The sequence below is a fragment of the Pseudomonas flexibilis genome, from assembly GCF_000802425.1.
GTDB classification, from domain to species: Bacteria; Pseudomonadota; Gammaproteobacteria; order Pseudomonadales; family Pseudomonadaceae; genus Serpens; species Serpens flexibilis.
In genome coordinates, this window is sequence record NZ_JRUD01000001.1 from 18,318 (window position 1) to 41,174 (window position 22,857).

19 protein-coding genes are annotated in these 22,857 nt (G+C 66.5%); 8 read left to right on the forward strand and 11 right to left on the reverse strand.

Going from position 1 to position 22,857, the window contains the following annotated elements:
• Positions 1–6: 6 nt before the first annotated feature.
• From SF06_RS00130 to SF06_RS00175, 10 genes are all read right to left on the reverse strand, one after another.
• Positions 7–621 (reverse strand): TetR/AcrR family transcriptional regulator, encoded by a 615-nt coding sequence (locus SF06_RS00130; RefSeq protein ID WP_027590021.1) that lies wholly within the window; start codon positions 619–621, stop codon positions 7–9.
• On the reverse strand, positions 618–2,303 hold the full coding sequence (locus SF06_RS00135; RefSeq protein WP_039559155.1) for an alpha/beta fold hydrolase: 1,686 nt from the start codon (positions 2,301–2,303) through the stop codon (positions 618–620). The genes SF06_RS00130 and SF06_RS00135 overlap by 4 nt, the downstream gene beginning before the upstream one ends.
• 22 nt (positions 2,304–2,325) lie before the next feature.
• Positions 2,326–3,183 (reverse strand): poly(3-hydroxyalkanoate) depolymerase, encoded by an 858-nt coding sequence (phaZ, locus tag SF06_RS00140; RefSeq protein WP_027590023.1) that lies wholly within the window; start codon positions 3,181–3,183, stop codon positions 2,326–2,328.
• Between the two features lie 94 nt (positions 3,184–3,277).
• Positions 3,278–4,933 (reverse strand): class II poly(R)-hydroxyalkanoic acid synthase, encoded by a 1,656-nt coding sequence (gene phaC, locus SF06_RS00145; RefSeq protein ID WP_234703286.1) that lies wholly within the window; start codon positions 4,931–4,933, stop codon positions 3,278–3,280.
• A gap of 276 nt (positions 4,934–5,209) precedes the next feature.
• Positions 5,210–5,581, reverse strand: a complete 372-nt coding sequence (locus SF06_RS00150; RefSeq protein WP_027590025.1) for a gamma-butyrobetaine hydroxylase family protein — start codon at positions 5,579–5,581, stop codon at positions 5,210–5,212.
• Positions 5,582–5,708: 127 nt separating this feature from the next.
• Complete coding sequence (hslU, locus tag SF06_RS00155; protein WP_039559165.1) at positions 5,709–7,046, reverse strand: ATP-dependent protease ATPase subunit HslU; 1,338 nt, start codon at positions 7,044–7,046, stop codon at positions 5,709–5,711.
• A 29-nt stretch (positions 7,047–7,075) separates the two neighbouring features.
• Positions 7,076–7,612, reverse strand: coding sequence for an ATP-dependent protease subunit HslV (gene hslV / locus SF06_RS00160; RefSeq protein ID WP_027590027.1), 537 nt, complete (start codon positions 7,610–7,612; stop codon positions 7,076–7,078).
• Positions 7,613–7,729: 117 nt separating this feature from the next.
• Positions 7,730–8,401, reverse strand: a complete 672-nt coding sequence (locus SF06_RS00165) for an SPOR domain-containing protein (protein ID WP_027590028.1) — start codon at positions 8,399–8,401, stop codon at positions 7,730–7,732.
• Entirely contained in the window at positions 8,402–10,141 is a 1,740-nt protein-coding gene (gene argS, locus SF06_RS00170; RefSeq protein ID WP_027590029.1) for an arginine--tRNA ligase, read from the reverse strand.
• Positions 10,142–10,369: 228 nt separating this feature from the next.
• Entirely contained in the window at positions 10,370–12,592 is a 2,223-nt protein-coding gene (locus SF06_RS00175; protein WP_027591756.1) for a primosomal protein N', read from the reverse strand.
• Between the two features lie 156 nt (positions 12,593–12,748).
• On the opposite strand from SF06_RS00175, the gene rpmE reads away from it, so the two are divergent.
• The 3 genes from rpmE (at position 12,749) to SF06_RS00190 (ending at position 15,183) form a co-directional block, all read left to right on the forward strand.
• Positions 12,749–12,961, forward strand: coding sequence for a 50S ribosomal protein L31 (gene rpmE, locus SF06_RS00180; RefSeq protein ID WP_027591755.1), 213 nt, complete (start codon positions 12,749–12,751; stop codon positions 12,959–12,961).
• 23 nt (positions 12,962–12,984) lie between these two features.
• Positions 12,985–13,788 (forward strand): thermonuclease family protein, encoded by an 804-nt coding sequence (locus SF06_RS00185; RefSeq protein WP_081993379.1) that lies wholly within the window; start codon positions 12,985–12,987, stop codon positions 13,786–13,788.
• A gap of 126 nt (positions 13,789–13,914) precedes the next feature.
• A complete protein-coding gene (locus SF06_RS00190; protein ID WP_027591753.1) occupies positions 13,915–15,183 on the forward strand; it encodes a malic enzyme-like NAD(P)-binding protein in 1,269 nt (422 codons plus the stop codon).
• 180 nt (positions 15,184–15,363) lie between these two features.
• Here SF06_RS00190 and SF06_RS00195 read toward each other — a convergent pair whose 3' ends face one another.
• Positions 15,364–17,784: a penicillin-binding protein 1A gene (locus SF06_RS00195; RefSeq protein ID WP_039559170.1), complete on the reverse strand. Its 2,421-nt coding sequence runs from the start codon at positions 17,782–17,784 to the stop codon at positions 15,364–15,366.
• A 177-nt stretch (positions 17,785–17,961) separates the two neighbouring features.
• Here SF06_RS00195 and SF06_RS00200 point away from each other — a divergent pair, with 177 nt between their 5' ends.
• From SF06_RS00200 to SF06_RS00220, 5 genes are read left to right on the forward strand one after another with little or no spacing between them, the layout of a single operon-like run.
• The gene (locus SF06_RS00200) at positions 17,962–19,026 is read left to right on the forward strand and encodes a pilus assembly protein PilM (protein WP_039559176.1); all 1,065 of its coding nucleotides are present in this window, start codon (positions 17,962–17,964) and stop codon (positions 19,024–19,026) included.
• The gene (locus SF06_RS00205; protein ID WP_027591559.1) at positions 19,026–19,601 is read left to right on the forward strand and encodes a PilN domain-containing protein; all 576 of its coding nucleotides are present in this window, start codon (positions 19,026–19,028) and stop codon (positions 19,599–19,601) included. The genes SF06_RS00200 and SF06_RS00205 overlap by 1 nt, the downstream gene beginning before the upstream one ends.
• A complete protein-coding gene (gene pilO / locus SF06_RS00210) occupies positions 19,598–20,221 on the forward strand; it encodes a type 4a pilus biogenesis protein PilO (protein ID WP_027591560.1) in 624 nt (207 codons plus the stop codon). Before SF06_RS00205 ends, pilO begins: the two co-directional genes overlap by 4 nt.
• Positions 20,218–20,745, forward strand: coding sequence for a type 4a pilus biogenesis lipoprotein PilP (gene pilP / locus SF06_RS00215; RefSeq protein WP_027591561.1), 528 nt, complete (start codon positions 20,218–20,220; stop codon positions 20,743–20,745). The genes pilO and pilP overlap by 4 nt, the downstream gene beginning before the upstream one ends.
• Positions 20,746–20,786: 41 nt before the next feature.
• Positions 20,787–22,856 (forward strand): type IV pilus secretin PilQ, encoded by a 2,070-nt coding sequence (locus tag SF06_RS00220; protein WP_027591562.1) that lies wholly within the window; start codon positions 20,787–20,789, stop codon positions 22,854–22,856.
• The last annotated feature ends 1 nt before the right edge of the window (position 22,857 follow it).

The window sequence follows — 22,857 nt, forward strand, 5'->3', positions numbered from 1 at the left end:
TGGCCGTTACCCTCGATAGCGCCGCGCCAGACTGGCCGTGTCCTGGCGCGACGCGTCCGACAGGTGCGGCGAGACCAGCATCATCAGCTGATAGACCACCTGTTCGATGTCGGCCCGGCGCCCCAGGATGCGCTGGTAGTCCAGAGCAAACAGCAGGGTCAGGGTGATCTGCTCCACCAGCTCGCTGATCACAGAAGGCTCGCCCTGCAGGCGTGCCTGCCCCTGCAACTGGGCGAGCAGGCTGGCCAGGCAGTGCTTGAGCTGTGCCAGCCAGGCCCGTACCCCGCGGGCCAGGGTGGGTTGGCGCTCGGCCAGGTTGGCCAGGTCCTGGAACAGGAAGCGATAGGCTTCCAGGCGCTCCACCAGCAGCTGCAGGAACAGCCAGTAATCCTCGATGGCCAGCCGTGCATCGTTCGGCGGCGGCTGCAGCAGTGGCGCCAGCTCCTGGCGGAAGCGCTCGAACAGCGCCAGCACCAGGGGCTCCTTGCCGCGAAAGTGGTAATAGAGATTGCCTGGGCTGATGCCCAGCTCGGTGGCGATCTCCAGCACCGAGACATTGGCCTCGCCGCGTGCATTGAAGCACTGCAGTGCACATTCCAGGATGCGCTCCCGGGTTTTCATGCGTGGGTCTCCAGACGCTGATGCACGTAGCGTCCCGGGGCCGGGTCCAGCGCCGGATAGTCGTCGTTTCCCGCCGTGTCGTGTGCTGCCTGCAGCGGGCCGGCATGCGCCTGCAGCCACTCCATCCAGCGCGGCCACCAACTGCCTGCACGCGTCTGGCTGATCGCCTGCCAGGTCTGCGGCTCGGCATCCAGACGATCGGTTTCCTGGTAGTGGGCCTTCGGGTGCCCGGGCGGATTGACGATGCTCTGTACGTGCCCACTGTTGACCAGCAGGAAGCGGCGCTGGCCGCCGAGCAGGCGTGCCGAGCGGTAGGCGGCCTGCCAGGGCGTGATGTGGTCGTTGCGGCCGGCCACGCTGAAACTGTCCACTGTCACCTGCGACAGGTCCACCGGCTGGCCGCACACTTCCAGGCCCCCGGGCCGCGCCAGCGGATTGAATTTGAAGAAATCCAGCAGCTCGCCGTGCAGGGCGGCGGGCAGGCGCGTGTTGTCGTTGTTCCAGTAGAGGATGTCGTTGGGTGGCGGCTGCCGGCCGAGAAGGTAGTTGTTCACCCAGAACGGCCAGATCAGCTCGTTGGGTCGCATCCAGGCGAACAGGCGTGCCATCTCGCGGCCGTCCAGCACGCCCTGCTGGTAGGAGTGGCGCTTGGCGGCCTCCAGGCCTTCCTCGTCGACGAACAGCAGGGGCGTGGCATCGAGCTGGCTGTCCAGCAGGCTGACCAGGTACGTGGCGCTGGCCACCTGGCCGAGACGGCCGACCGCCTGCAGGTAGCCTTGCAGGGCGGCGATGGTCAGGCCGCCGGCACAGGCGCCGAGCAGGTTGACCTGTTCGGCGGCGCAGAGGGAGCGGCAGGCATCCATGGCCTCCTCCAGGGCCTGCACGTAGCTGGACAGGCCCCACTCGCGCTGTGCGCGGCCGGGGTTGCGCCAGCTGACCATGAACACCTGGATGCCCTGTTTTAGGCAGTACTGCACGAAGCTCTTCTTCGCATTGAGGTCGAAGATGTAGAACTTGTTGAGCTGCGGCGGCACGATCAGCAACGGCACGGCGTGCTGCTGCTCGGTCATCGGGTGGTACTGGATCAGCTCCAGTACCTCGTTGCGCAACACCACCGTGCCGGCGGTGGTGGCCAGGTTGACACCGAGCTGGAAGACATCGGCAGGCACCTGGTTGGGCAGGCCCCTCGGCAGGTCATGGGCCAGCTGGCGCAAGCCGCGCAGCAGGCTGGCGCCCCCCGTGTCGAAGCACTCCTTGACCACCAGCGGATTGAGGGGGCTGTTGGAGGGCGACAGCGCATGGCTCAACTGGGTGGCCAGGAATAATGCACGGTCGCGGTCGTCGCTGGGCAGGTTGCTCTGTTCCAGCCAGCTGAGCCATTGCTGCTGGCAGGCCAGGTAGGCCTGCAGGGTGCGCCGGTACACCGGGTTGTCATGCCAGGTCGGGTCGGCGAATCGCGGGTCGTCGCCCACCGTGTGAAGGGTTTCGCCCCGTAGCACGCGGGCCAGCTTGCCGGTCAGCGCCAGGCCGTTGCGCAGGGTATGCAGCGGCTGACGCAGCCCCTGGCCGAGCAGCAGGCCGAGGCTGGAACGAAGATCGCGCCCGCGCAGGCCGATGATCGCCTGCCGGGCGGTGAAACGCGTTGGGGGAAAGTCGGCGCTGGCCGGCCTGGGCTCGTGCATGGGCAACACTCCTTGTCATCACTCAGCTGGCGCGCGCCAGCCCGCCGGGCGGGTGCATGACCGCGCGCTTCGGCTCTTCTTCGAGAAAGGCCATGATGATCGGCGCAACCGCGCGGGCCCGGGTTATCAGGAACAGGTGGCCGTCATCGATGACATGCAGTTCGGCATTGGGAATGCGCCAGGCCAGCAGGCGCATGTTGACCAGCGGGATGATCGGGTCATCGTCGCCGGCGAGGATCAGGGTCGGCTGGCGGATGCGATGCAGCCAGGGCAGGCTGGTCCAGCCCAGGCCGGCGAACAGTTGCCAGTAGTAACCCAGCTTGCCGCCGGAGCGGATCTTGCTGGCGTGCTCGAGCGCCAGCTCCGGATCGCGGCGGAAGGCGCCGCCATAGATGTGCGGGGCGATCTTCGCGCCGTAGGAAGGCTGCAGGTAGCGCCGTGGGCTGGCCATGCGCAGCAGCACCTTCGGTTTGCCGGGCACCATGAAGGCGCCGGCGGAGGTGGCCGCCAGCACCAGTTTCTTGCAGCGCTCGGGAAAGTCGTGGGCGAACTGCTGGGCCAGTGCGCCCCCCCAGGAAACGCCGATGACATTCACCTGCCCATAGTTCAGGTAGTCGAGCATGCGTGCCATCAGGCGCGCCAGGCCGCCGAAACGATAGGGCAGCAACGGCGTGGAGGAGCCCCCCACGCCGGGCACGTCGAAGGCAATGACCTCCAGGTCCGCGGGTAGCGCGTTGACGAAGGGCAGCACCAGCTCCAGGTTGGCGCCGATGCCGTTGCAGATCAGCAGGGGTGGCAGATGGGACGACCCCGGGCGCACCGCGGTGCGCAGCGTCTGTGTGTCGAGGATGATGGTGCGGAAAACGAATGACTGCGACATGCGCCAATCCTCCGGTCGGTGGGCGTGCTGCGTCCGGTGCCGCCGCCGGGGCGGCGGCACTCCTTCAGGGGGCGATACGGCCCGCCCCGGTGCATCAGCACTCGTGGACGTAGGTACCCGGCGCCGGTTCGGCCGCCGGGAAGGCACGGTTGCCGGTGCGGCGCGGCGCCTTCTTCAGCTCACCGGAGCGCGCCTGCAGCCAGTCGCGCCAGTACAGCCACCAGCTGTCGCGCTGTTCAGTGGCGCCGGCCTTCCAGGCATCCGGGTCCTCCTCCAGGGCTGCGCCGTGCAGGAAGCGCGCCTTGGGATTGCCGGGCGGATTGAGAATGCTCTGGATATGACCGCTGTTGGAGAGCACGAATTCGCAGTGTTCGCCGAACAGCCGGGCGGACCTGTAGCTGGCCTGCCAGGGCGTGATGTGGTCGGTGGTGCCGGCGATGCAGAACACCTCGGCCTCGATGGACTTCAGGTCGATGGGCGTGCCGCACACCTCCAGCGCGCCGGGCGTGCGCAACGGGTTGTTGCGAAACAGCTCGATCATGTCATGGTGCAGGCCGGCCGGCAGGCGGGTGGTGTCGTTGTTCCAGTAGAGGATGTCGAACTCCGGCGGCAGGTTGCCGAGCAGGTAGTTGTTCACCCAGTAATTCCAGATCAGGTCGTTGGGGCGCATCCAGGCGAACACCCGGGCCAGATCGCGGCCTTCCAGCACACCGGCTTCGCTGGAGCGGCGCTTGGCGGCGTCCAGGGTCTTGTCGTCGACGAACAGCGCGTACTGACTGTCGAAGTCGGTGTCCAGCACGCTGACCATCAGGGTCAGCGCCTTGATCCGGTTGTCCCCCAGCGCGGCGTAGTGGCCCAGCAACACGGCGGCCGTAACCCCGCCGGAGCAGGCGCCGAGCATGTTCAGATCCGGGCTCCCGGTGATCGCCAGCACGGCGTCCACGGCTTCCTTGAGCGCCTCGATGTAGCGGTTCAGGTCCCAGTGGCTGTGCTGCCGGGTCGGGTTGCGCCAGCTGATGATGAAGGTCTGCAGCCCGCTGTCCAGGCTGAAGCGGGCCAGGCTCTTGTCCGGGCTCAGGTCGAAGATATAGAACTTGTTGATCTGCGGCGGCACCACCAGTACCGGTCGGGTGTGCACCTGCTCGGTGGTCGGCTGGTACTGGATCAGTTCCAGCAGCTCGTTGCGGAACACCACCGAGCCCGGTGTGGTGCCCAGGTTGCGGCCGACTTCGAAGGCCGCCTTGTTGACCTGGGACGGCAGCCCGCCGTTGCTGACCATATCGCGGGACAGCTGCGACAACCCTTTGAGCAGACTGGCGCCTCCAGTCTCGAACAGGCGCTTGACCGCTGCCGGGTTGGCCAGGCTGTTGGTGGGCGCCATGGCCTCGGTGAGCAGGTTGAGGATGAAGTGACCGCGGCGGATATCGTCGGCGGGCAAGTTGCTGGTCTCCAGCCAGTCATGCAGTTCCTTGCGCCACGCCAGGTAGGCCTGCTGATAACGGCGGTAGATGGGGTTGAGCTTCCAGGCCGGGTCGCTGAAGCGGCGGTCGTCCGGGTCGGGGCGCAGGTCGGACCTGTCCAGCAGGACATCCTTGAGGGCGCTGCCCAAACGCAGCAGGTGCCGGGCGCTGTGCACCGGCTGGCGAACGGTCTGGGTGAGAACCTGGCGGGAAGAATTGAGCAGATCCTTTCCGCGCAGTCCGGCAATCGGATGGGGTTTGCAGCCGTGCAGGGCGAGGGGTTGTTGCATGTCCGTGCTCATCGAAATGAAGCTCCATCTCCTGATGCGAGAATGCCGCGCGACCCGGAATGGGGCGTACAGCGTGGGCGGTGAGCGGCCCTGGCGCAGGGGCCGGGTCGAACCGCATCAGGTGTATAGGCGACATTCGCGCACTTGCCAGTTTCAGGCGGTTTTTTTACGCCGAATGGTGGTCTGGTGTGCGAAACGGCACAGATGCCGAACAGGGCTGCGCCGGCCTGGGGCGTTGGCCGGGCGCAGGCCCTGGAATGGGGCGTGGAGCGGAGGTCAGAGCATCAGGCGCACGGCCGATTCGTCGGGGTCGCGGGAGCGGCCTGCGGCATTCAGTCGCTGCAGGTAGTCCTGCCAGAGTTCGTCCTGATGGGTGGCCAGCTGGTGCAGGTAGTCCCAGCTGTACAGGCCGCTGTCATGGCCGTCGTCGAACATCAGCTTGAGGGCATAGTTGCCGGCCGGCTCGAGGCCGGTGAGGGCCACCTGCTGCTTGCCGTATTGCAGCACCGGATTGCCATGCCCCTGCACCTCGGCCGAGGGCGAGTGCACGCGCAGGAATTCGGCGCTGAGCAGGTAGCGTTGCTCGCCGTAGCGCAGCTCCAGGGTTTTCGAGGCCTTGTGCAGCTTGATCGCGGTGGGGATATGCATGGAGAGACTCGCTGAAAGCGGGAAGCCGGAAGGGTGAACAACTCGCATAGCGATTGTCCACCGCTCGAGGCGGGGAGCGAAGGTGGTGGAAAACCGCTGTGCGGGTTTTCCACCCTACGCTTTTCCATCAAAGGATATAGCGCGACAGGTCCTCGTCCTTGGCCAGCTCGCCCAGGTGCTGGTTGACGTAGGCGGCGTCGATGCGGATCGGCTGCTCGCCGTGGGCCGCGGCGAGGTCACCGGCGCTGAACGAGACTTCCTCGAGCAGGCGCTCCAGCAGTGTGTGCAGGCGTCGCGCCCCGATGTTCTCGGTCTTCTCGTTGACCTGCCAGGCGATCTCGGCGATGCGCTTGATGCCATCGGCGGCGAATTCGATGTCCAGCCCTTCGGTCTTCAGCAGTTCGCAGTACTGCTCGGTGAGCGAGGCATGGGGTTCGCTGAGGATGCGTTCGAAGTCCTGTGGCGAGAGGGCCTTGAGCTCGACGCGGATCGGCAGGCGGCCCTGCAGCTCCGGCACCAGGTCGCTGGGCTTGGACAGGTGGAAGGCGCCGGAGGCGATGAACAGGATATGGTCGGTCTTCACCATGCCCAGCTTGGTGTTGACCGTGCAGCCCTCGATCAGTGGCAGCAGGTCGCGCTGCACGCCCTCGCGGGACACGTCGGCACCGCCGACATTGCCGCGCTTGGCCACCTTGTCGATCTCGTCGATGAACACGATGCCGTTCTGCTCGACGGCCTCCAGGGCGCGCGCCTTGAGTTCCTCCTCGTTGACCAGCCGTGCGGCTTCCTCGTCGCGGATCAGCTTGAGCGCATCCTTGATCTTCAGCTTGCGGGTTTTCTTCTTGCCCTTGGCCATGCCGGCGAACAGGCTCTGCAGCTGGTTGGTCATCTCCTCCATGCCCGGCGGGGTCATGATCTCGATGCCGGTCGGCCCGTCGGCCACCTCGATGTCGATTTCCTTGTCGTCCAGCTGGCCTTCGCGCAGGCGCTTGCGGAACAGCTGGCGGGTGTTGGAATCCTGCGCCGGTGCGGTTTCCTCGCCAAAGCTGCGCGCCGGCGGCAGCAGGGCGTCGAGGATGCGCTCCTCGGCGGCGTCCTCGGCGCGGTGGCGCATCTTCGCCACTTCCTGCTCGCGGAACATCTTCAGCGCGGCGTCGGCCAGGTCGCGAATGATGGATTCCACGTCGCGCCCGACATAGCCAACCTCGGTGAACTTGGTCGCCTCGACCTTGATGAAGGGCGCGTTGGCCAGGCGAGCCAGCCGGCGGGCGATCTCGGTCTTGCCGACACCGGTCGGGCCGATCATCAGGATGTTCTTGGGGGTGACTTCCTGGCGCAGCTCGGCGGGCAGCTGCATGCGCCGCCAGCGGTTGCGCAGGGCGATGGCGACGGCGCGCTTGGCCTCGTCCTGGCCGATGATGTGGCGGTTGAGTTCGTGGACGATCTCGCGGGGGGTCATGGACATTCGGTTACTCCGGAGTGGGCGCGATCGGGTCAGACCGCGGAGTCCAGCTCTTCGAGGGTCAGGTTCTGATTGGTAAAGACACAGATGCTGCCGGCGATGTTCAGCGCGGTTTCCGCGATCTCGCGGGCGGACAGCGCCGGGTCGCCCTTCTGCAGCAGGGCCATGGCGGCCGCCTGGGCGAAGCCGCCTCCGGAGCCCATGGCGATCAGGCCGTGCTCGGGTTCGACCACGTCGCCGTTGCCGGTGATGATCAGCGAGGCGTCCTTGTTGGCCACCGCCAGCATGGCCTCCAGGCGGCTCAGCGAGCGGTCGGTGCGCCAGTCCTTGGCCAGCTCCACGGCGGCGCGCACCAGGTGGCCCTGGTGCTTCTCCAGCTGGCCTTCGAAACGCTCGAACAGGGTGAAGGCATCGGCGGTGGCGCCGGCGAAACCGGCCAGCACCTGGCCGTGGTAGAGGTGGCGGACCTTCTTGGCGTTGCCTTTCATCACGGTGTTGCCCAGGGAAACCTGGCCGTCGCCACCCATGACGACTTTGCCGTTGCGGCGCACTGAAACGATGGTGGTCAAGGGGAAAATCTCCACGCAGCGGGGCCGACGGCCCGAATGCAAGCCGATATGGGGGTGCCGGGTGGAGGCTTCAAGCGAAGGGCGACGAACGTCGAAGGCGGTGCGGCGCGAGGCGCGTCAATTCACCTTGCGCTGTTGCGGCAGGAGGTTGCTGAACCCATTGCTGGTGAGCACCTGCTGCGCCTGGCCCATCTGCTCGCGATTGCTGAACGGGCCGACCAGCACGCGGTGCCAGGTGCGATCGCCAACCGTGCCGGACTCCAGGCGGGCGATCTGGCCCAGCAGGGTGATCTGCGCGCGCACGCTCTCCGCCTGGGCCTTGGTGGGGAAGGAACCGGCCTGCAGGAAAAACTGACTGGTGCTGCCGGTGGCAGCGCTGGCAACCACCGGTGGCGGAGGGGGCGGCACCTTGCCCTGCAGGGCCATCTCGGCGCGTTGGGTGTCGATGCGTGCGGCCTCCTGCGGGGTGACCGGTTTGGGCGCCGGTTTGGGCGGTGGCTTGACCGGCTCCGGCGGGACGATGACTTCCGACTCGGGCAGCAGGGTATAGAAGTCGTACTTGGGCTTGGGCGCCGCGGGTTCAGTCGGTTGTTTCGGGGCGGTGGTTTCCCTTGGGCGCTTCACCGCCTCGTTGCCGGGCTCGAGGGTGGCGAGAAACACGACGAAACCGCCGATCAGCAGGCCGCACGCCAGCCAGGCCCAGGCCGGCAGCTGCTTTTTGCTCGCAGGCGCCTGCGGGCGGCTGGCGCCACGCTTGGGGGCAGGTTTCTTGCGTGCGGCGGCAGCCATTTACATGCGCTCCAGAGGTTCCAGGCCGAGCAGTTCGAGCCCCTGCTTGAGGGTGCGGCCGGTCAGGGCGGCCAGGCGCAGACGGCTTTGCTGGGTGGCTTCGTCCTCGGCGGTGAGGATCGGGCAGTGCTCGTAGAAGCTCGAGAATAGTCCGGCCAGGTCGTACAGATAGGCGCACAGCAGGTGCGGCACGCCCTTTTCGCCAACACTGTTGAGCACTTCACCAAACTGCGCCAGCTTGGCGGCCAGGGCCTGCTCCTGTTCGGCCTGGATATGAATCTGGCCGTCCACCTCGTCGAGGCCCTTGCCCAGCTTGCGGAACACGCTGGCCACACGGGTGTAGGCATACAGCAGGTAGGGCGCGGTGTTGCCCTCGAAGCTCAGCATCAGTTCGAAGTTGAAGCTGTAGTCACTGGTGCGGTGCTTGGACAGATCAGCGTACTTGACGGCACCGATGCCGACGGCGCGCGCGATGGTGCGCAGCTCGGCTTCGTCCAGTTCGGGGTTCTTGCCTTTCACCAGGGCGTAGGCGCGTTGCTCGGCTTCGTCGAGCAGGTCGATCAGCTTCACGGTGCCGCCGTCGCGGGTCTTGAACGGACGGCCGTCGGCGCCGTTCATGGTGCCGAAGCCCATGTGCTCCAGCTGCATGCCGGCGTGCACGAAACCGGCGCGACGGGCCACTTCGAAGGCCATCTGGAAGTGCAGGGCCTGGCGCTGGTCGACGAAGTACAGCGCGCGGTCAGCCTTCAGTTGCTGGCTGCGGTAGCGCATGGCGGCCAGGTCGGTGGTGGCGTACAGATAGCCGCCGCCGGCCTTCTGCACGATCACCGGTAGCGGGTTGCCTTCGGCATTCTTGAATTCGTCGAGGAACACGCACTGGGCGCCCTGGTCCTCGGTGAGCAGGCCCTGGGCGCGCAGCGCCTCAATGATGCCGGGCAGCTCGGCGTTGTAGGCGCTTTCGCCCTTCACGTCGGCCGGGGTCAGGCGCACGTTGAGGCGGTCGTAGACCTTCTGGCAATGCGACAGGGATATCTCGTTGAAGCGCGCCCACAGGCGCAGGCACTCGGCATCGCCGGCCTGCAGCTTGACCACCAGCTCGCGGGCACGGTTGGCGAAGGTTTCAGAGTCGTCGAAGCGCTGCTTGGCGGCACGGTAGAACTGCTCCAGGTCGGACAGCTCGGTTTCCGCCGACGCCGGGTTCTCTTCCAGGTAGGCCAGCAGCATGCCGAACTGGGTGCCCCAGTCGCCCACGTGGTTCTGGCGGATCACCTCGTCGCCGAGGAACTCCAGCACGCGGCCCACGGCGTCGCCAATGATGGTGGAACGCAGGTGGCCCACGTGCATTTCCTTGGCCAGGTTCGGCGAGGACAGGTCGATGACCACGCGCTGCGCCGCGCCGGCCTTGCGCACGCCCAGGTGCTCATCGGCCAGGGCGACCTCCAGGCGCTGGGCCAGGGCGTCGGTGTTCTGGAAGAAATTCAGGAAACCGGGGCCGGCGATGTCCACCTTGCTGATGGACGGATCGGCCGGCAGGGCGGCGATCAGCTTCTCGGCCAGGTCGCGGGGCTTCATGCCGGCGGGCTTGGCCAGCATCATGGCGATGTTGCTGGCGAAGTCGCCGTGGCTCTTGTCCTTGGTGTTCTCCACCTGGATGGCCGGGGTCAGGCCCGCGGGCAGCACGCCATCGGCGGTGAGGCGGTCAAGGGCTTGCTGGATCAGGTGGCGAATGCTGTCTTTCATCGGAAGGCTCGGTCGGCGGGGCTGCTCGAAAACCGCGCATTATAGAAGCAGCGGCAAGGGTCAGGCCACAGGCAAGGGCGTGGCGACGCCCGGTCGGTCGGCGCGTTCCTGGCCGCCGCGTGCCCCCCCCCCCGCCCGGCGGCCACAAACAGCGTTGACCGCCCTGCGTGGTGGGCTGGTGCGCGGGCGAGATCGTAGGGCGGTTGGCGCTTTCCCGGCCGCCGTTGCTCAAAACAGGTCGATCGGATCGACGTCCAGCGACCAGCGCACCGCGCGGCTGTCCGGCAACTGCTCCAGGCGTGGCAGCCAGGCGTGCAGCAGCCTGTGCAGCGGTGCCCGGCTGTTGCCCTGCAGCAGCAGCTGCGCGCGGTAACGGCCGGCGCGGCGCTCCATCGGCGCCGGTACCGGACCGAGCAGTTCGATGCCGCCGGCGACCTGCAGTTCCTCAAGCAGCGCTTCGGCTTCGACGCAGGCCAGGTCGAGGAAGCCCTCGGCCTGGCCGGGACGGTGCGCCTCGGCGCGCAGCAGCGCCAGGTGGCTGAACGGCGGCAGGCCGGCGGCGCGCCGTTCGGCCAGCGCCTGTTCGGCGAAGGCGAAGTAACCCTGTTCGGTGAGCTGCACCAATAAAGGATGGTCGGCCAGCTGGCTCTGGATGATCACCCGTCCGGGCTGGTCGGCCCGTCCGGCCCGTCCGGCGACCTGGACGATCATCTGGGCCATGCGTTCCGGTGCGCGGAAATCGGCGGAGAACAGTCCGCCATCGGCATCGAGGATCGCCACCAGGGTGACGCGCGGGAAGTGGTGTCCCTTGGCAAGCATCTGGGTGCCGACCAGCACGCAGGGCTCGCCCTTGTTGATGGTGGTGAACAACTGCTCCATGGCGCCCTTGCGCGCCGTGCTGTCGCGGTCGATGCGCAGCACAGGGTAGTCGGGAAACAGGGTGTTGAGGCGTTCCTCGGCGCGCTCGGTGCCGGTGCCCAGCGGGCGCAGGTCCACATGGTTGCACTTGGGGCAGTTGTGCGGCGTGCGCTCGGCATGCCCGCAATGGTGGCAGCGCAGCTCGTGGTGGCGCTGGTGCACGGTCATGCGTGCGTCGCAGCGCGGGCACTGGCTGATCCAGCCGCAGTCCTGGCAGAACAGGGTTGGCGCGAAGCCGCGGCGGTTGAGGAACACCAGTACCTGCTGGCCCGCTTCCAGTGTCTGGCGCATGGCCTGCTGCAGCGGGCCGGAAATACCGCTGTCCAGCGGCAGGCTTTTCACGTCCAGGCGCAGGAAGCGCGGCGCCTGGGCGCCGCCGGCGCGCTGGGTCAGCTTGAGCAGCGCGTAACGGCCGGTTGCGGCATTGTGCAGGCTTTCCAGCGATGGCGTGGCCGAGCCGAGCAGGATCGGCAGGTTCTCCTGGCGGGCGCGCATCAGCGCCAGGTCGCGGGCGTGATAGCGCAGGCCCTCCTGCTGCTTGTAGGAGGCGTCGTGTTCCTCGTCGACGATGATCAGTCCCGGGTTCTTCAGCGGTGTGAACAGCGCCGAGCGGGTGCCAATGACGATCTCCGCGTCGCCGTCGCGCGCGGCCAGCCAGGCGTCGAGGCGCTCGCGGTCGTTGAGTCCCGAATGCAGCAGGGCGATGCGCGCGTTGAAACGGCGGGCAAAGCGGTCCAGGGTCTGCGGCCCCAGGTTGATTTCCGGAATCAGCACCAGCGCCTGCTTGCCGGCCTCCAGGGTCTGGCGGATCAGCTGCAGGTAGACCTCGGTCTTGCCGCTGCCGGTCACCCCGGCCAGCAGGAAGGGCCGGAAGCCGCCGAAGCTGGCGCGCACCGCTTCGGTAGCGGCGCTCTGCTCGGCGTTCAGCGGCAGCTCTGCCTGCGCCAGCCAACCGCCGTGGTGCGGCTTGACCGTGCGTGCGCGCACGCTGACCTGCACCAGGCCCTTGTCGCGCAGCAGCTCTAGGCTGTCGCGGTTGAGCTCCAGCTTGCCGAGCAGGCTGTGCGGCACGCCCTGCGGATGCTGGGCCAGCGTGCGCAGCGCCTCGCGCTGGCGCGGAGCGCGACTCAGGCGCGGATCGTCCAGGCTGGCGCCCGGGACCTGAGTCCACACCTGTTCCTGGCGTACCTCGGCCGGTTCGCCCTGGCGCAGCAGCACCGGCAGGGCCCAGCTGAGGGTGTCGCCCAGGCTGTGCTGGTAGTACTGCGCCGTCCACAGGCATAGCCGGAACAGCGCCGGGGGCAGCAGGGGGCGGCTGTCTAGCAGTTGCAGGGCGGCCTTGAGCTTGTCCTCGGGCACGTCGCTGTGCGGGGCGGTTTCCACCAGCACGCCGACCACCTCGCGCCGGCCGAACGGCACGCGCAGGCGCGTGCCAGGTTGGAGCGCGGACGCCGGCACGCCGGGCGGCGCTCGGTAGTCGAACAACCGGCGCAGCGGCGAGGGGAGGGCGAGGCGGAGAATGAGGTTGGTCACGGTCGATCCCTGGCAGATTGCCGGCGATCTTAACAAGCGCACGCCGGTGGCGGGCGCTCTTGCAACGAGGGTCTGCTCTGGTATCATCCGCCGCCTGTTTTGCGTGCGGTATTCGGCATAGGGCCGGATGGCGGCACGCCGACTCGAGGACGTACCATGAAAGCCGATATCCATCCGAACTACGTCGAGGTCACTGCGACCTGCTCCTGCGGCAACGTGATCAAGACCCGCTCCACCCTGGGCAAGGATCTGAGCATCGACGTGTGCAACGAGTGCCACCCGTTCTACACCGGCAAGCAGAAGGTGCTGGACACCGGCGGCCGTATCGATCGCTTCAAGCAGCGCTTCGGCGTGTTCGGCGCCAAGTAAGGCCCGACATTCGGGAAGCCCTGGTGGGTATTTCCGTGCTGCAGAAAAAGGCGCCCCTGTGGGGCGCCTTTTTTATTGCCGTTCTGTTCGTCCGGCCAGTCGCCGCCCTCTGCGCGCTGCCGGGCGAGGGCGAGACGGTGCGCGTCGAACGCGTGGTGGATGGTGACACCCTGCGCCTGGTGGATGGTCGCCGGGTGCGCTTGATCGGCGTGAACGCGCCTGAGCTGGCCGGGCAGGGCCGGCCTGCCGAGCCTTATGCGCAGGCGGCGCGGCGCTTCCTGGTCGAGCAGGTCCAGGAAAGCGCGGGGCGCCTGCGGATGCTGCCCGGGGTCGAGCGCCGCGACGGGCATGGCCGCGAACTGGCACACCTGTACGACCGCCAGGGGCGCAACCTGGCCGCGTTGTTGCTGCGCGAGGGGCTGGCGCTGCAGGTGGCGGTGGCGCCCAACCTGCGCCTGGTGGACTGCCATTACCAGGTCGAGGCCGAGGCCCGCCTTGCCGGCAAGGGCCTCTGGCGGAATATGGCCGCGCTCGCGCCTGCGCAACTGCGGCGTCCGGGTTTCGCGCTGGTGCACGGGCGAGTCACCCGGGTGGCGCGCAACCGCGGCGGGACCTGGCTGGAGCTGGACGGCGGCCTGGCGCTGCGTATCCGGCCGCAGCATCAGGCGCGCTTCCGCGCCCTGGATCTGGATAGTGTGAGCGGGCGCACGGTGGAGGCGCGCGGCTGGGTGCTGGAACGCATGCGCCCGGGGCCCGGGCAGGCGCGCTGGTTGCTCGAGCTGGATCATCCGGTGTTGCTGCGACCCGTCGAGCGCGTCGGGATGTGACGCCCTGTCGCATTGCTTTCTGGATTTTCGCGACCTTTTTACGCACCGTTCGGCGCCGGCTTGTGGGGGGGTATTCTTCTTTCGTATGCTCGCTGCCCTGCACAAAAAAAAGCGGATACCTCCACCATGTCTGATTTGAAAACAGCCGCTCTCGACTACCATGCCCAGCCCCGCCCCGGGAAGCTGAGCGTGGAACTGACCAAGCCTACTGCCACCGCTCGCGATCTGGCCCTGGCCTACAGCCCCGGCGTGGCTGAGCCGGTACGGGAAATTGCCCGTGATGCGGACCTGGCCTATCGCTACACCGGCAAGGGCAACCTGGTAGCGGTGATTTCCGACGGCACGGCGATTCTCGGCCTGGGCAACCTGGGCCCGCTGGCGTCCAAGCCGGTCATGGAAGGCAAGGGCGTGCTGTTCAAGCGCTTCGCCGGCGTCGATGTGTTCGACATCGAGGTAGACGCGGAAAGCCCCCAGGCCTTCATCGACACCGTCAAGCGCATCTCCATCACCTTCGGCGGCATCAACCTGGAAGACATCAAGGCACCCGAGTGCTTCGAGATCGAGCGCACGCTGATCGAGCAGTGCGACATTCCGGTGTTCCACGATGACCAGCATGGCACCGCCATCGTCACCGCGGCCGGCATGCTCAACGCGCTGGAAATCGCCGGCAAGACCCTGGAAAACGCGAAGATCGTCTGCCTGGGTGCCGGCGCCGCCGCCACCTCCTGTATGAAGCTGCTGATCAGCATGGGCGCCAAGGTCGAGAACATCTACATGATCGACCGCAAGGGCGTGATCCATGCCGGTCGCGACGACCTGAACCAGTACAAGGCGATGTTCGCCCACGAGACCGACAAGCGCACCCTGGACGACGCCCTGGAAGGCGCCGACGTGTTCGTCGGCCTGTCCGGTCCGGACCTGCTGAGCCCTGAGGGCCTCAAGCGCATGGCGGCCAACCCGATCGTGTTCGCCTGCTCCAACCCGGATCCGGAGATCAAGCCGGAACTGGCCCATGCCACCCGTAGCGACGTGATCATGGCCACCGGCCGTTCGGACTACCCGAACCAGGTCAACAACGTGCTGGGCTTCCCCTTCATCTTCCGCGGTGCCCTGGACGTACGCGCCAAGCGCATCAATGAGGAAATGAAGATCGCCGCCGCGCTGGCCCTGCGTGACCTGGCCAAGCTGCCGGTGCCCCAGGAAGTCTGCGCTGCCTACGGCCTGTGCGGTCTGGAGTTCGGTCGCGAGTACATCATTCCCAAGCCGATGGATCCGCGCCTGATCACCCTGGTGTCCGACGCGGTGGCCAAGGCCGCCATCGAGAGTGGCGTGGCTACGCTGCCCTACCCTAAGAACTACCCGCTCAAGTCGGTGGATGACGTGTTCAACGTCTGATGCCCTGAGCAGAAACAAAAAACCCGCCGAGAGGCGGGTTTTTTGTGGGCGGGATTCGCGACGGACTCGGTGGGAGCGGACGCGTTCGCGAGCTCTTCGCGCCGGCCACCGGCCTGTGGCCCCGAGCACCAAAGGTGGCGAATGCATCGCCCCCGCAAGGCCTGCGGGGCGGCACCCTGCCTAGAACAGGTCGATCGGTGCCACCTCGTCGGCCGGCAGCGGGCTGCCGGGGGCGCCGGCGTCCAGCTCACCCAGCGGCGGCGGTGAGTCCTCGCTCTTGAAGATCTCGAAGTAGGCATTCGGCGTGGCGGCCGACGCGGCGCGGCCGGTGACCGGGTCGATGCGCAGGCTCAGCAGACCGCCGGGTTCGGGCAGGGTGCGCGACGGCTTGCCGCTGAGAGCCGGACCCATGTAGCTCATCCAGATCGGCAGCGCCACGGTGCCGCCGTACTCCCAGCGGCCGAGGCTCTCCGGCTGGTCGAAACCGGCCCAGACGGTGGTCACGTAGTCGCCGTTGTAGCCGGTGAACCAGGCGTCCTTGGAGTCGTTGGTGGTGCCGGTCTTGCCGGCCAGGTCGTCGCGCTCCAGCGCCAGGGCGCGGCGGCCGGTGCCCTTGGTGACCACGTCCTTGAGCATGCTGTCGAGGATGAAGACGGTTCGCGAGTCGACAATCTGTTCGGCGATGCGCGGCTGCTGCGTGTCGTCTGCTGGCGCCGCATCGCTGACCGTGCGCAGGTTTTCGGTCCCGGCCTGATCGGCAACGACTTCGCCCGGTTTCGGGGCGCGGGCCGGATTGGCCTGGTAGATGATCTCGGCGTCACGATTCTCGACGCGCTGGATCAGGTAGGGCGTGACCTTGTAGCCGCCGTTGGCGAACACGCTCCAGCCCGCGGTGATCTCCAGCGGCGTCAGCGCGGCGGTACCCAGCGCCAGCGACAGGTCGCGGGGCAGGTTTTCGCGCGGGAAGCCGAAGCGGTCCATGTAGTTCAGGGCGTACTGGATGCCGATGTTCTGCAGCAGCCGGATCGACACCAGGTTGCGCGAGCGGTAGAGCGCCTCACGCAGGCGGATCGGACCGAGGAAGGTGTTGTTGTCGTTCTTCGGCCGCCAGGCCTCGTCCATGCTGGAGTCGTGGTAGACGATCGGCGCGTCGTTGACCAGCGTGGCCGGCGTGTAGCCGCGATCCAGCGCGGCGCTGTACAGGAACGGCTTGAAGCTGGAGCCGGGCTGGCGCCGGGCCTGTACCACGCGGTTGTAGTTGCTCTGCTCGAAGGAGAAGCCGCCCACCAGGGCGAGGATGGCGCCATCCTGCGGATTCAGTGAAACCAGCGCGCTTTGCGCGGTCGGCAGCTGGCTGAAGGCCAGGCTTTCATCCGGTTTGCGCTGCACGCGGATCAGGTCGCCGGGCTGCACCACGTCGCCCGGCTTCTTCGGCCAGTCGCCGACGTTGTCGGTGTCCAGGTAGGGGCGGGCCCATTTCATGGTTTCCCAGCTCACCGGCTCCTCGCCCTGGCTGGTCAGTACCAGGATTCCGTCGTCAGTCAGCTCGGTGACGATGGCGGGCAGCAGGCCGCCAATGCTGCGCTGCTCGGCCAGGCGTTGTTCCCAGGCTTCACGGGTCTGGCCGCGGTAGCGGGTTTCCGGCCCGCGATAGCCGTGGCGCTGGTCGTAGCTCTGCAGGCCCAGGTGTACGGCGCTGTTGGCGAAGCTCTGCAGGTCGCTGGGCACCGTGGTGTAGACCCGGAAGCCCTCGGTATACGCCTCGCTGCCATACAGGCCGACCATTTCCGCGCGGACCATCTCGGCCACGTAGGGCGCGTTCAGTTCCGGGGTCGGGATGTGCAGGCGCACCTCGACCGGCTCGGCCAGGGCGTCCAGGTAACGCTGCTGGTCGATCTTGCCCAGGCGGTACATGCGGCCGAGGATCCAGTCGCGACGCTCCTTGCTGCGCTCGGGATTGACCACCGGGTTGTAGCGCGAAGGCGCCTTGGGCAGGCCGGCGATCATCGCCAGCTGGGCCAGGTTCAGTTCCTGGATGGATTTGCCGTAGTAGATCTGCGCGGCGGCTTCGATGCCGTAGGCGCGGTTGCCCAGATAGATCTTGTTCACATACAGCTCGAAGATCTCGTCCTTGCTCAGGTCGCGCTCGATCTGCAGGGCCAGGAGGATTTCGGTGATCTTGCGCGAGAAGCTCTTCTCACTGGTGAGGAAGTAGTTCTTCGCCACCTGCATGGTGATGGTGCTGCCGCCCGACTGGATCTGGCCCGATTTCAATAATTGCGTGGCAGCGCGCATCAGGCCGCTGATGTCAACGCCATAATGATTCGCAAAATTGTCGTCCTCCGCAGCCAGCAAGGCGTCGATGAAATCGCGGGGGATGGCTTCGAATTCGATAGGCGTTCGCCGCATTTCGCCGTACTCGGCGATGAGCTTGCCGTCGCTGCTGTAGATGCGCAGGGGAATCTGCAGCTGGATGCTGCGCAGCGCTTCGACGGAGGGGAGTGTGGGATTGATGTAGAGGAAGGCGCCGCTGAGGCTCAGCGCCAGACCGCATACGACGGCGAAGCCGGACCACACGACGAATTTCAGCAGGCGAATCAAGGTGGCGGATTTCCAGGGTAAAGGGTGGGCGTCAGGCCGACGGGCCGGGAAAAGCGGGTCGCATTATAAGCGCTTTCCCTTCCTGCGAGCCATTTGGCCGCCTGTCAAGAGGGCTGCTGGATGTCGAGCGGCATCACAGTGTTCGTAAGTCGCGGATGCACATAGGGAAAAACGGGCGTGCCAGGACTCTTCAGTAAAAAGGCCAACGCGGTGCTCGGCGTCGATATCAGTTCGACTTCGGTCAAGCTGCTCGAATTGAGTCGTTCGGGGAACCGCTACAAGGTCGAGGCCTATGCGGTCGAGCCGCTGCCGGCCAACGCGGTGGTGGAGAAGAACATCGTCGAGGTGGAGGGCGTCGGTCTGGCGCTCGCCCGCGTGCTCGGCAAGTCGCGGGCCAGTGCGCGCCAGGCGGCGGTCGCGGTCGCCGGCTCCGCCGTCATTACCAAGCTGGTGGAAATGGATGCCGGCCTGAGCGATGAGGAGCTGGAGACCCAGCTCAAGCTGGAGGCGGACCAGTACATCCCCTATCCGCTGGAAGAGGTTGCCATCGACTTCGAAGTGCAGGGTCCGGCGCCGCGCAATCCGGAGCGGGTCGAGGTTCTGCTGGCGGCCTGCCGCAAGGAGAACGTCGAGGCGCGCGAGGCGGCACTGTCGCTGGCCGGCCTGTCTACCCGGGTGGTGGATGTCGAGGCCTATGCCCTGGAGCGCACCTACGACCTGCTGGCGCCGCAGCTCGGCAAGCGGGGCGAGAACCTGGCCGTCGCGGTGGTGGACATCGGCGCCACCATGACCACCCTGAGCGTGCTGCTCAATGGCCGTACCTTATATACCCGCGAGCAGCTGTTTGGCGGTCGCCAGCTCACCGAGGAAATCCAGCGCCGTTACGGACTGACGCTCGAGGAGGCAGGCCTGGCCAAGCGCCAGGGCGGGCTGCCCGAGGATTACGAGCGCGAAGTGCTGCAACCGTTTCGCGAAGCGGTGGTGCAGCAGGTCTCTCGCTCCCTGCAGTTCTTCTTTGCATCCGGCCAGCTGCATGAGGTGGATTGCATCCTGCTGGCCGGCGGTACCGCCTCCATTCCCGGCCTTGCCCGTCTGATCGAGGAAAAACTCGGCACGACCACGCGGGTGGCCAACCCGTTTACCGACATGACGCTCAACAGCCGCATCAATGCCGCGGCGCTCGCCGCCGACGCGCCAGCGCTGATGATCGCCTGCGGCCTGGCGATGAGGAGTTTTGACTGATGGCTCGCATCAACCTGCTTCCGTGGCGCGAGAAGCTGCGCGAAGAGCGCCGCAAGCGCTTCCTGGCAACGCTTGGCGGCGTGCTGGTCGCCGCGGCCGGCCTGCTGTTCCTCAGCGACCAGTACCTGAGCCTGTCCATCGAGCAGCAGAGCGCGCGCAACGATTACCTGCGCAAGGAAATCGCCGTGCTGGATGCCCGCATCAAGGAAATCAGCGAGCTGCGCACCCGCCGTCAGCAACTGCTGGAGCGCATGAAGATCATCCAGGATCTGCAGGGCAACCGTCCGATCATCGTGCGGGTCTTCGACCAGATGGCGCGGACCTTGCCCGAGGGCGTGCATTTCAGCGAGCTGAGCATGACCGGCAAGAGCATCGCCATTCGCGGCGCCGCCGAATCCAACAGCAAGGTGTCCAGCCTGATGCGCAACCTGGATGGCTCCGACTGGCTGGCCGGGCCGAACCTCACCGAGGTCAAGGCCGTGACTTCCGGCGCGGTCGAACAGGCCAACGTCTTCCAACTGACGGTGCAACAGGTGGTACCCGAGGTGCGTGAGGAAAAAGAGGTGAAGAAATGAGTCTCGCCCAATCCCTGGAAGGGCTGCGCAAGATCGACCTTGCCGACCTGGACCTCAACAACCTGGGTTCCTGGCCGGCGCCGGTCAAGGCCGTGGCTGCCGTGCTGCTGTTCGCGCTGACGCTGTTCATGGGCTACCAGTTGCATCTCAAGGAGCTGCAGGAACGCCTGGATCAGCAGCGCAACGAGGAAATCACTCTCAAGGAGCAGTTCTCCACCAAGGCCTTCCAGGCCGCCAACCTGGAGGCCTATCGGGCTCAGTTGGTGCAGATGGAGGAATCCTTCGGCGTCATGCTGCGCCAGCTGCCCAGCGACACCGAGGTGCCGGGGCTGCTGGAAGACATCACCCGCACCGGCCTGGGCAGCGGCCTGGAGTTCGAGGAGATCAAACTGCAGCCCGAGGTCGTGCAGCAGTTCTATATCGAGCTGCCGATCAAGATCAGCGTGGTGGGCGGCTACCACGACCTGGCGACCTTCGTCAGCGGCGTGGCCAGCCTGTCGCGCATCGTCACGCTGCATGATTTCGAGATCAAGCCGCTCAAGGATGGCAGCGCCAGCAAGCTGCGCATGGCCATCACCGCCAAGACCTACCGCTACAACGACAAGGGGGTGACGCCATGAGCCGCCTTCGCGCCGTGACGGTAGCCGCAGTGCTTGCCAGCCTGGCGGGCTGCGGTGCCGGCCACGATTTTCATGACCTGCAGGGCTACATGGATGAAGTGCGCGCCCGTCCGAAGGGGCGCATCGAGCCGATTCCCAGCTTCCAGCCCTACGAGGCCTTTACCTACAGCGCCGCCAATCTGCGCAGCCCATTCCAGCCGCCGATCCCCGTCGACCTGGCGCGTCAGCAGCGCGGCTCGAAGGACATCAAGCCCGACGAGAATCGCGTCCGGCAGTTCCTGGAGGGCTTCAACATCGAGATGTTCGAGATGGTGGGCAGCCTGTCCAACGCCGAGGGCATGTTCGCCCTGGTGCGGGGCGCTGGCGGCGTGCACCGGATTCGCATCGGCGACTACCTGGGGCGCAACCACGGAAAGGTGGTGGCGATTGAGACCGGCAAGGTCGATGTGCTGGAGATCGTCCCCGACGGCGATGGCGGCTGGCTCGAGCGGCCGCGCAGCATGACGCTCAAGGAGCGCTCCTGATGATCACTAACAACAGCCTGTCTGTACAACGGAACGCACGCATGAACAGCATTTTCCCGCGCCTCGGTCTGTCGCTGCTGGCGACCCTGCTCGCCCCGCACGCACTGGCGGCCACCCTGCAAAGCCTGGATGTCGCAGCCTTGCCGGGCGATCGGGTCGAACTAAAGCTCGGCTTCGACCAGCCGGTGTCCGCGCCGCGCGGCTACACCATCGATCAGCCGGCGCGCATCGCGCTCGACCTGCCCGGCGTGACCAGCCAGATCGGCGTGAAGAACCGCGAGCTGGGCATGGGCAATGCGCGCAGCCTGAACATCATGGAGGTCAAGGACCGCACCCGGCTGATCGTCAACCTCGACCGGCTGACGCCCTACAGCACCCGGGCCGACGGCAATCATCTGTATGTGGTGCTCGGCGAGAACGCCGTCGCGGGCGCGGCGCAGGTGCCGCTGGTTGCCAGTGTGCCGACGCCGCAGGCTGCGGCGGCCGGCGGGCGGGTGATTCGTGGCGTCGATTTCCAGCGCGGCGAGCAGGGTGAAGGCAACGTCATCATCGACCTGGGGGACCCGGCCATGGCGCCGGACATCCAGGAGCAGGGCGGACGCATCCGCCTGGAGTTCGCCCGCGCCCAGTTGCCCGAATCGCTGCGCCTGCGTCTGGACGTCAAGGATTTCGCCACCCCGGTGCAGTTCGTCAGCAGCGCGGTGCAGGGTGACAAGGTGGTGATCAGCGTCGAGCCCAGCGGGCAGTACGATTACATGGCCTTCCAGACCGACCGGCGCCTGACCCTTAGCGTCAAGCCGCTGACCGATCGCGAAATGGAACGCCGCAAGGCGGAGCGTTTCGCCTACACCGGCCAGAAGCTCTCGCTGAACTTCCAGGACATCGAAGTGCGCTCGGTGCTGCAGCTGATCGCCGACTTCACCAACCTGAACCTGGTGGCCAGTGACACCGTGCAGGGCAACATCACCCTGCGCCTGCAGAACGTGCCCTGGGACCAGGCGCTGGACCTTGTCCTCAAGACCAAGGGCCTCGACAAGCGCCAGGTGGGCAACGTGCTGCTGGTGGCGCCGGCCGCCGAGATCGCCGAGCGCGAGCGCCAGGAACTGGAAGCCCAGCGCCAGGTGGCCGAGCTGGCCCCGCTGCGCAAGGACGTGATCCAGCTGAACTATGCCAAGGCTTCCGAGATCGCCAAGCTGTACGAGTCGGAAGCCGCCAAGGGCACTCTCAAGGACGACATGCGCGGCTCGGTGATCTTCGACGACCGCACCAACAGCCTGCTGGTGACCCTGACCCAGGAGCGCATCGACGAGTTGCGGCGCATCGTCACCTTGCTGGACGTGCCGGTGCGCCAGGTGATGATCGAGGCGCGTATCGTCGAAGCCAACGTCGACTACGACAAGAGCCTCGGCGTGCGCTGGGGCGGCAGCCAGACGTTCGCCAACGACCGTGGCGTCTTCTATGGCAACGATGACCGTGGCGACGAGGGCGGCAAGAGCGGCGCGGACAGCAGCGGCAACTTCCCCTTCGTCGACCTGGGCGTGCTGGGTCGCACCTCGGGCTTCGGCATTGGCTACGTGACCGACAACCTGATCCTCGACCTCGAACTGACGGCCATGGAGAAGACCGGCAACGGCGAGATCGTCTCCCAGCCCAAGGTGGTCACCGCCGACAAGGAAACTGCCAAGATCCTCAAGGGCGCGGAGATTCCCTACCAGGAAGCCAGCTCCAGCGGCGCCACCTCGACCTCGTTCAAGGAAGCGGCGCTGTCGCTGGAGGTGACCCCGCAGATCACCCCGGACAACCGCATCATCATGGAAGTGAAGGTCAACAAGGACGCCCCGGATTTCGCCAACGCCATGAACGGCGTGCCGCCGATCAACAAGAACGAAGTCAACGCCAAGGTGCTGGTGGCCGACGGCGAGACCATCGTCATCGGCGGTGTGTTCTCCAATACCCAGATAAAGGGTGTGGAGAAGGTGCCCTTCCTGGGCGACGTGCCCTTCATCGGCCGACTGTTCCGCCGCGACATCGTGCAGGACAAGAAATCCGAGCTGCTGGTCTTCCTGACTCCGCGTATCATGCACAGCCAGGCGTTAGCTGTGAGTCGTTAGG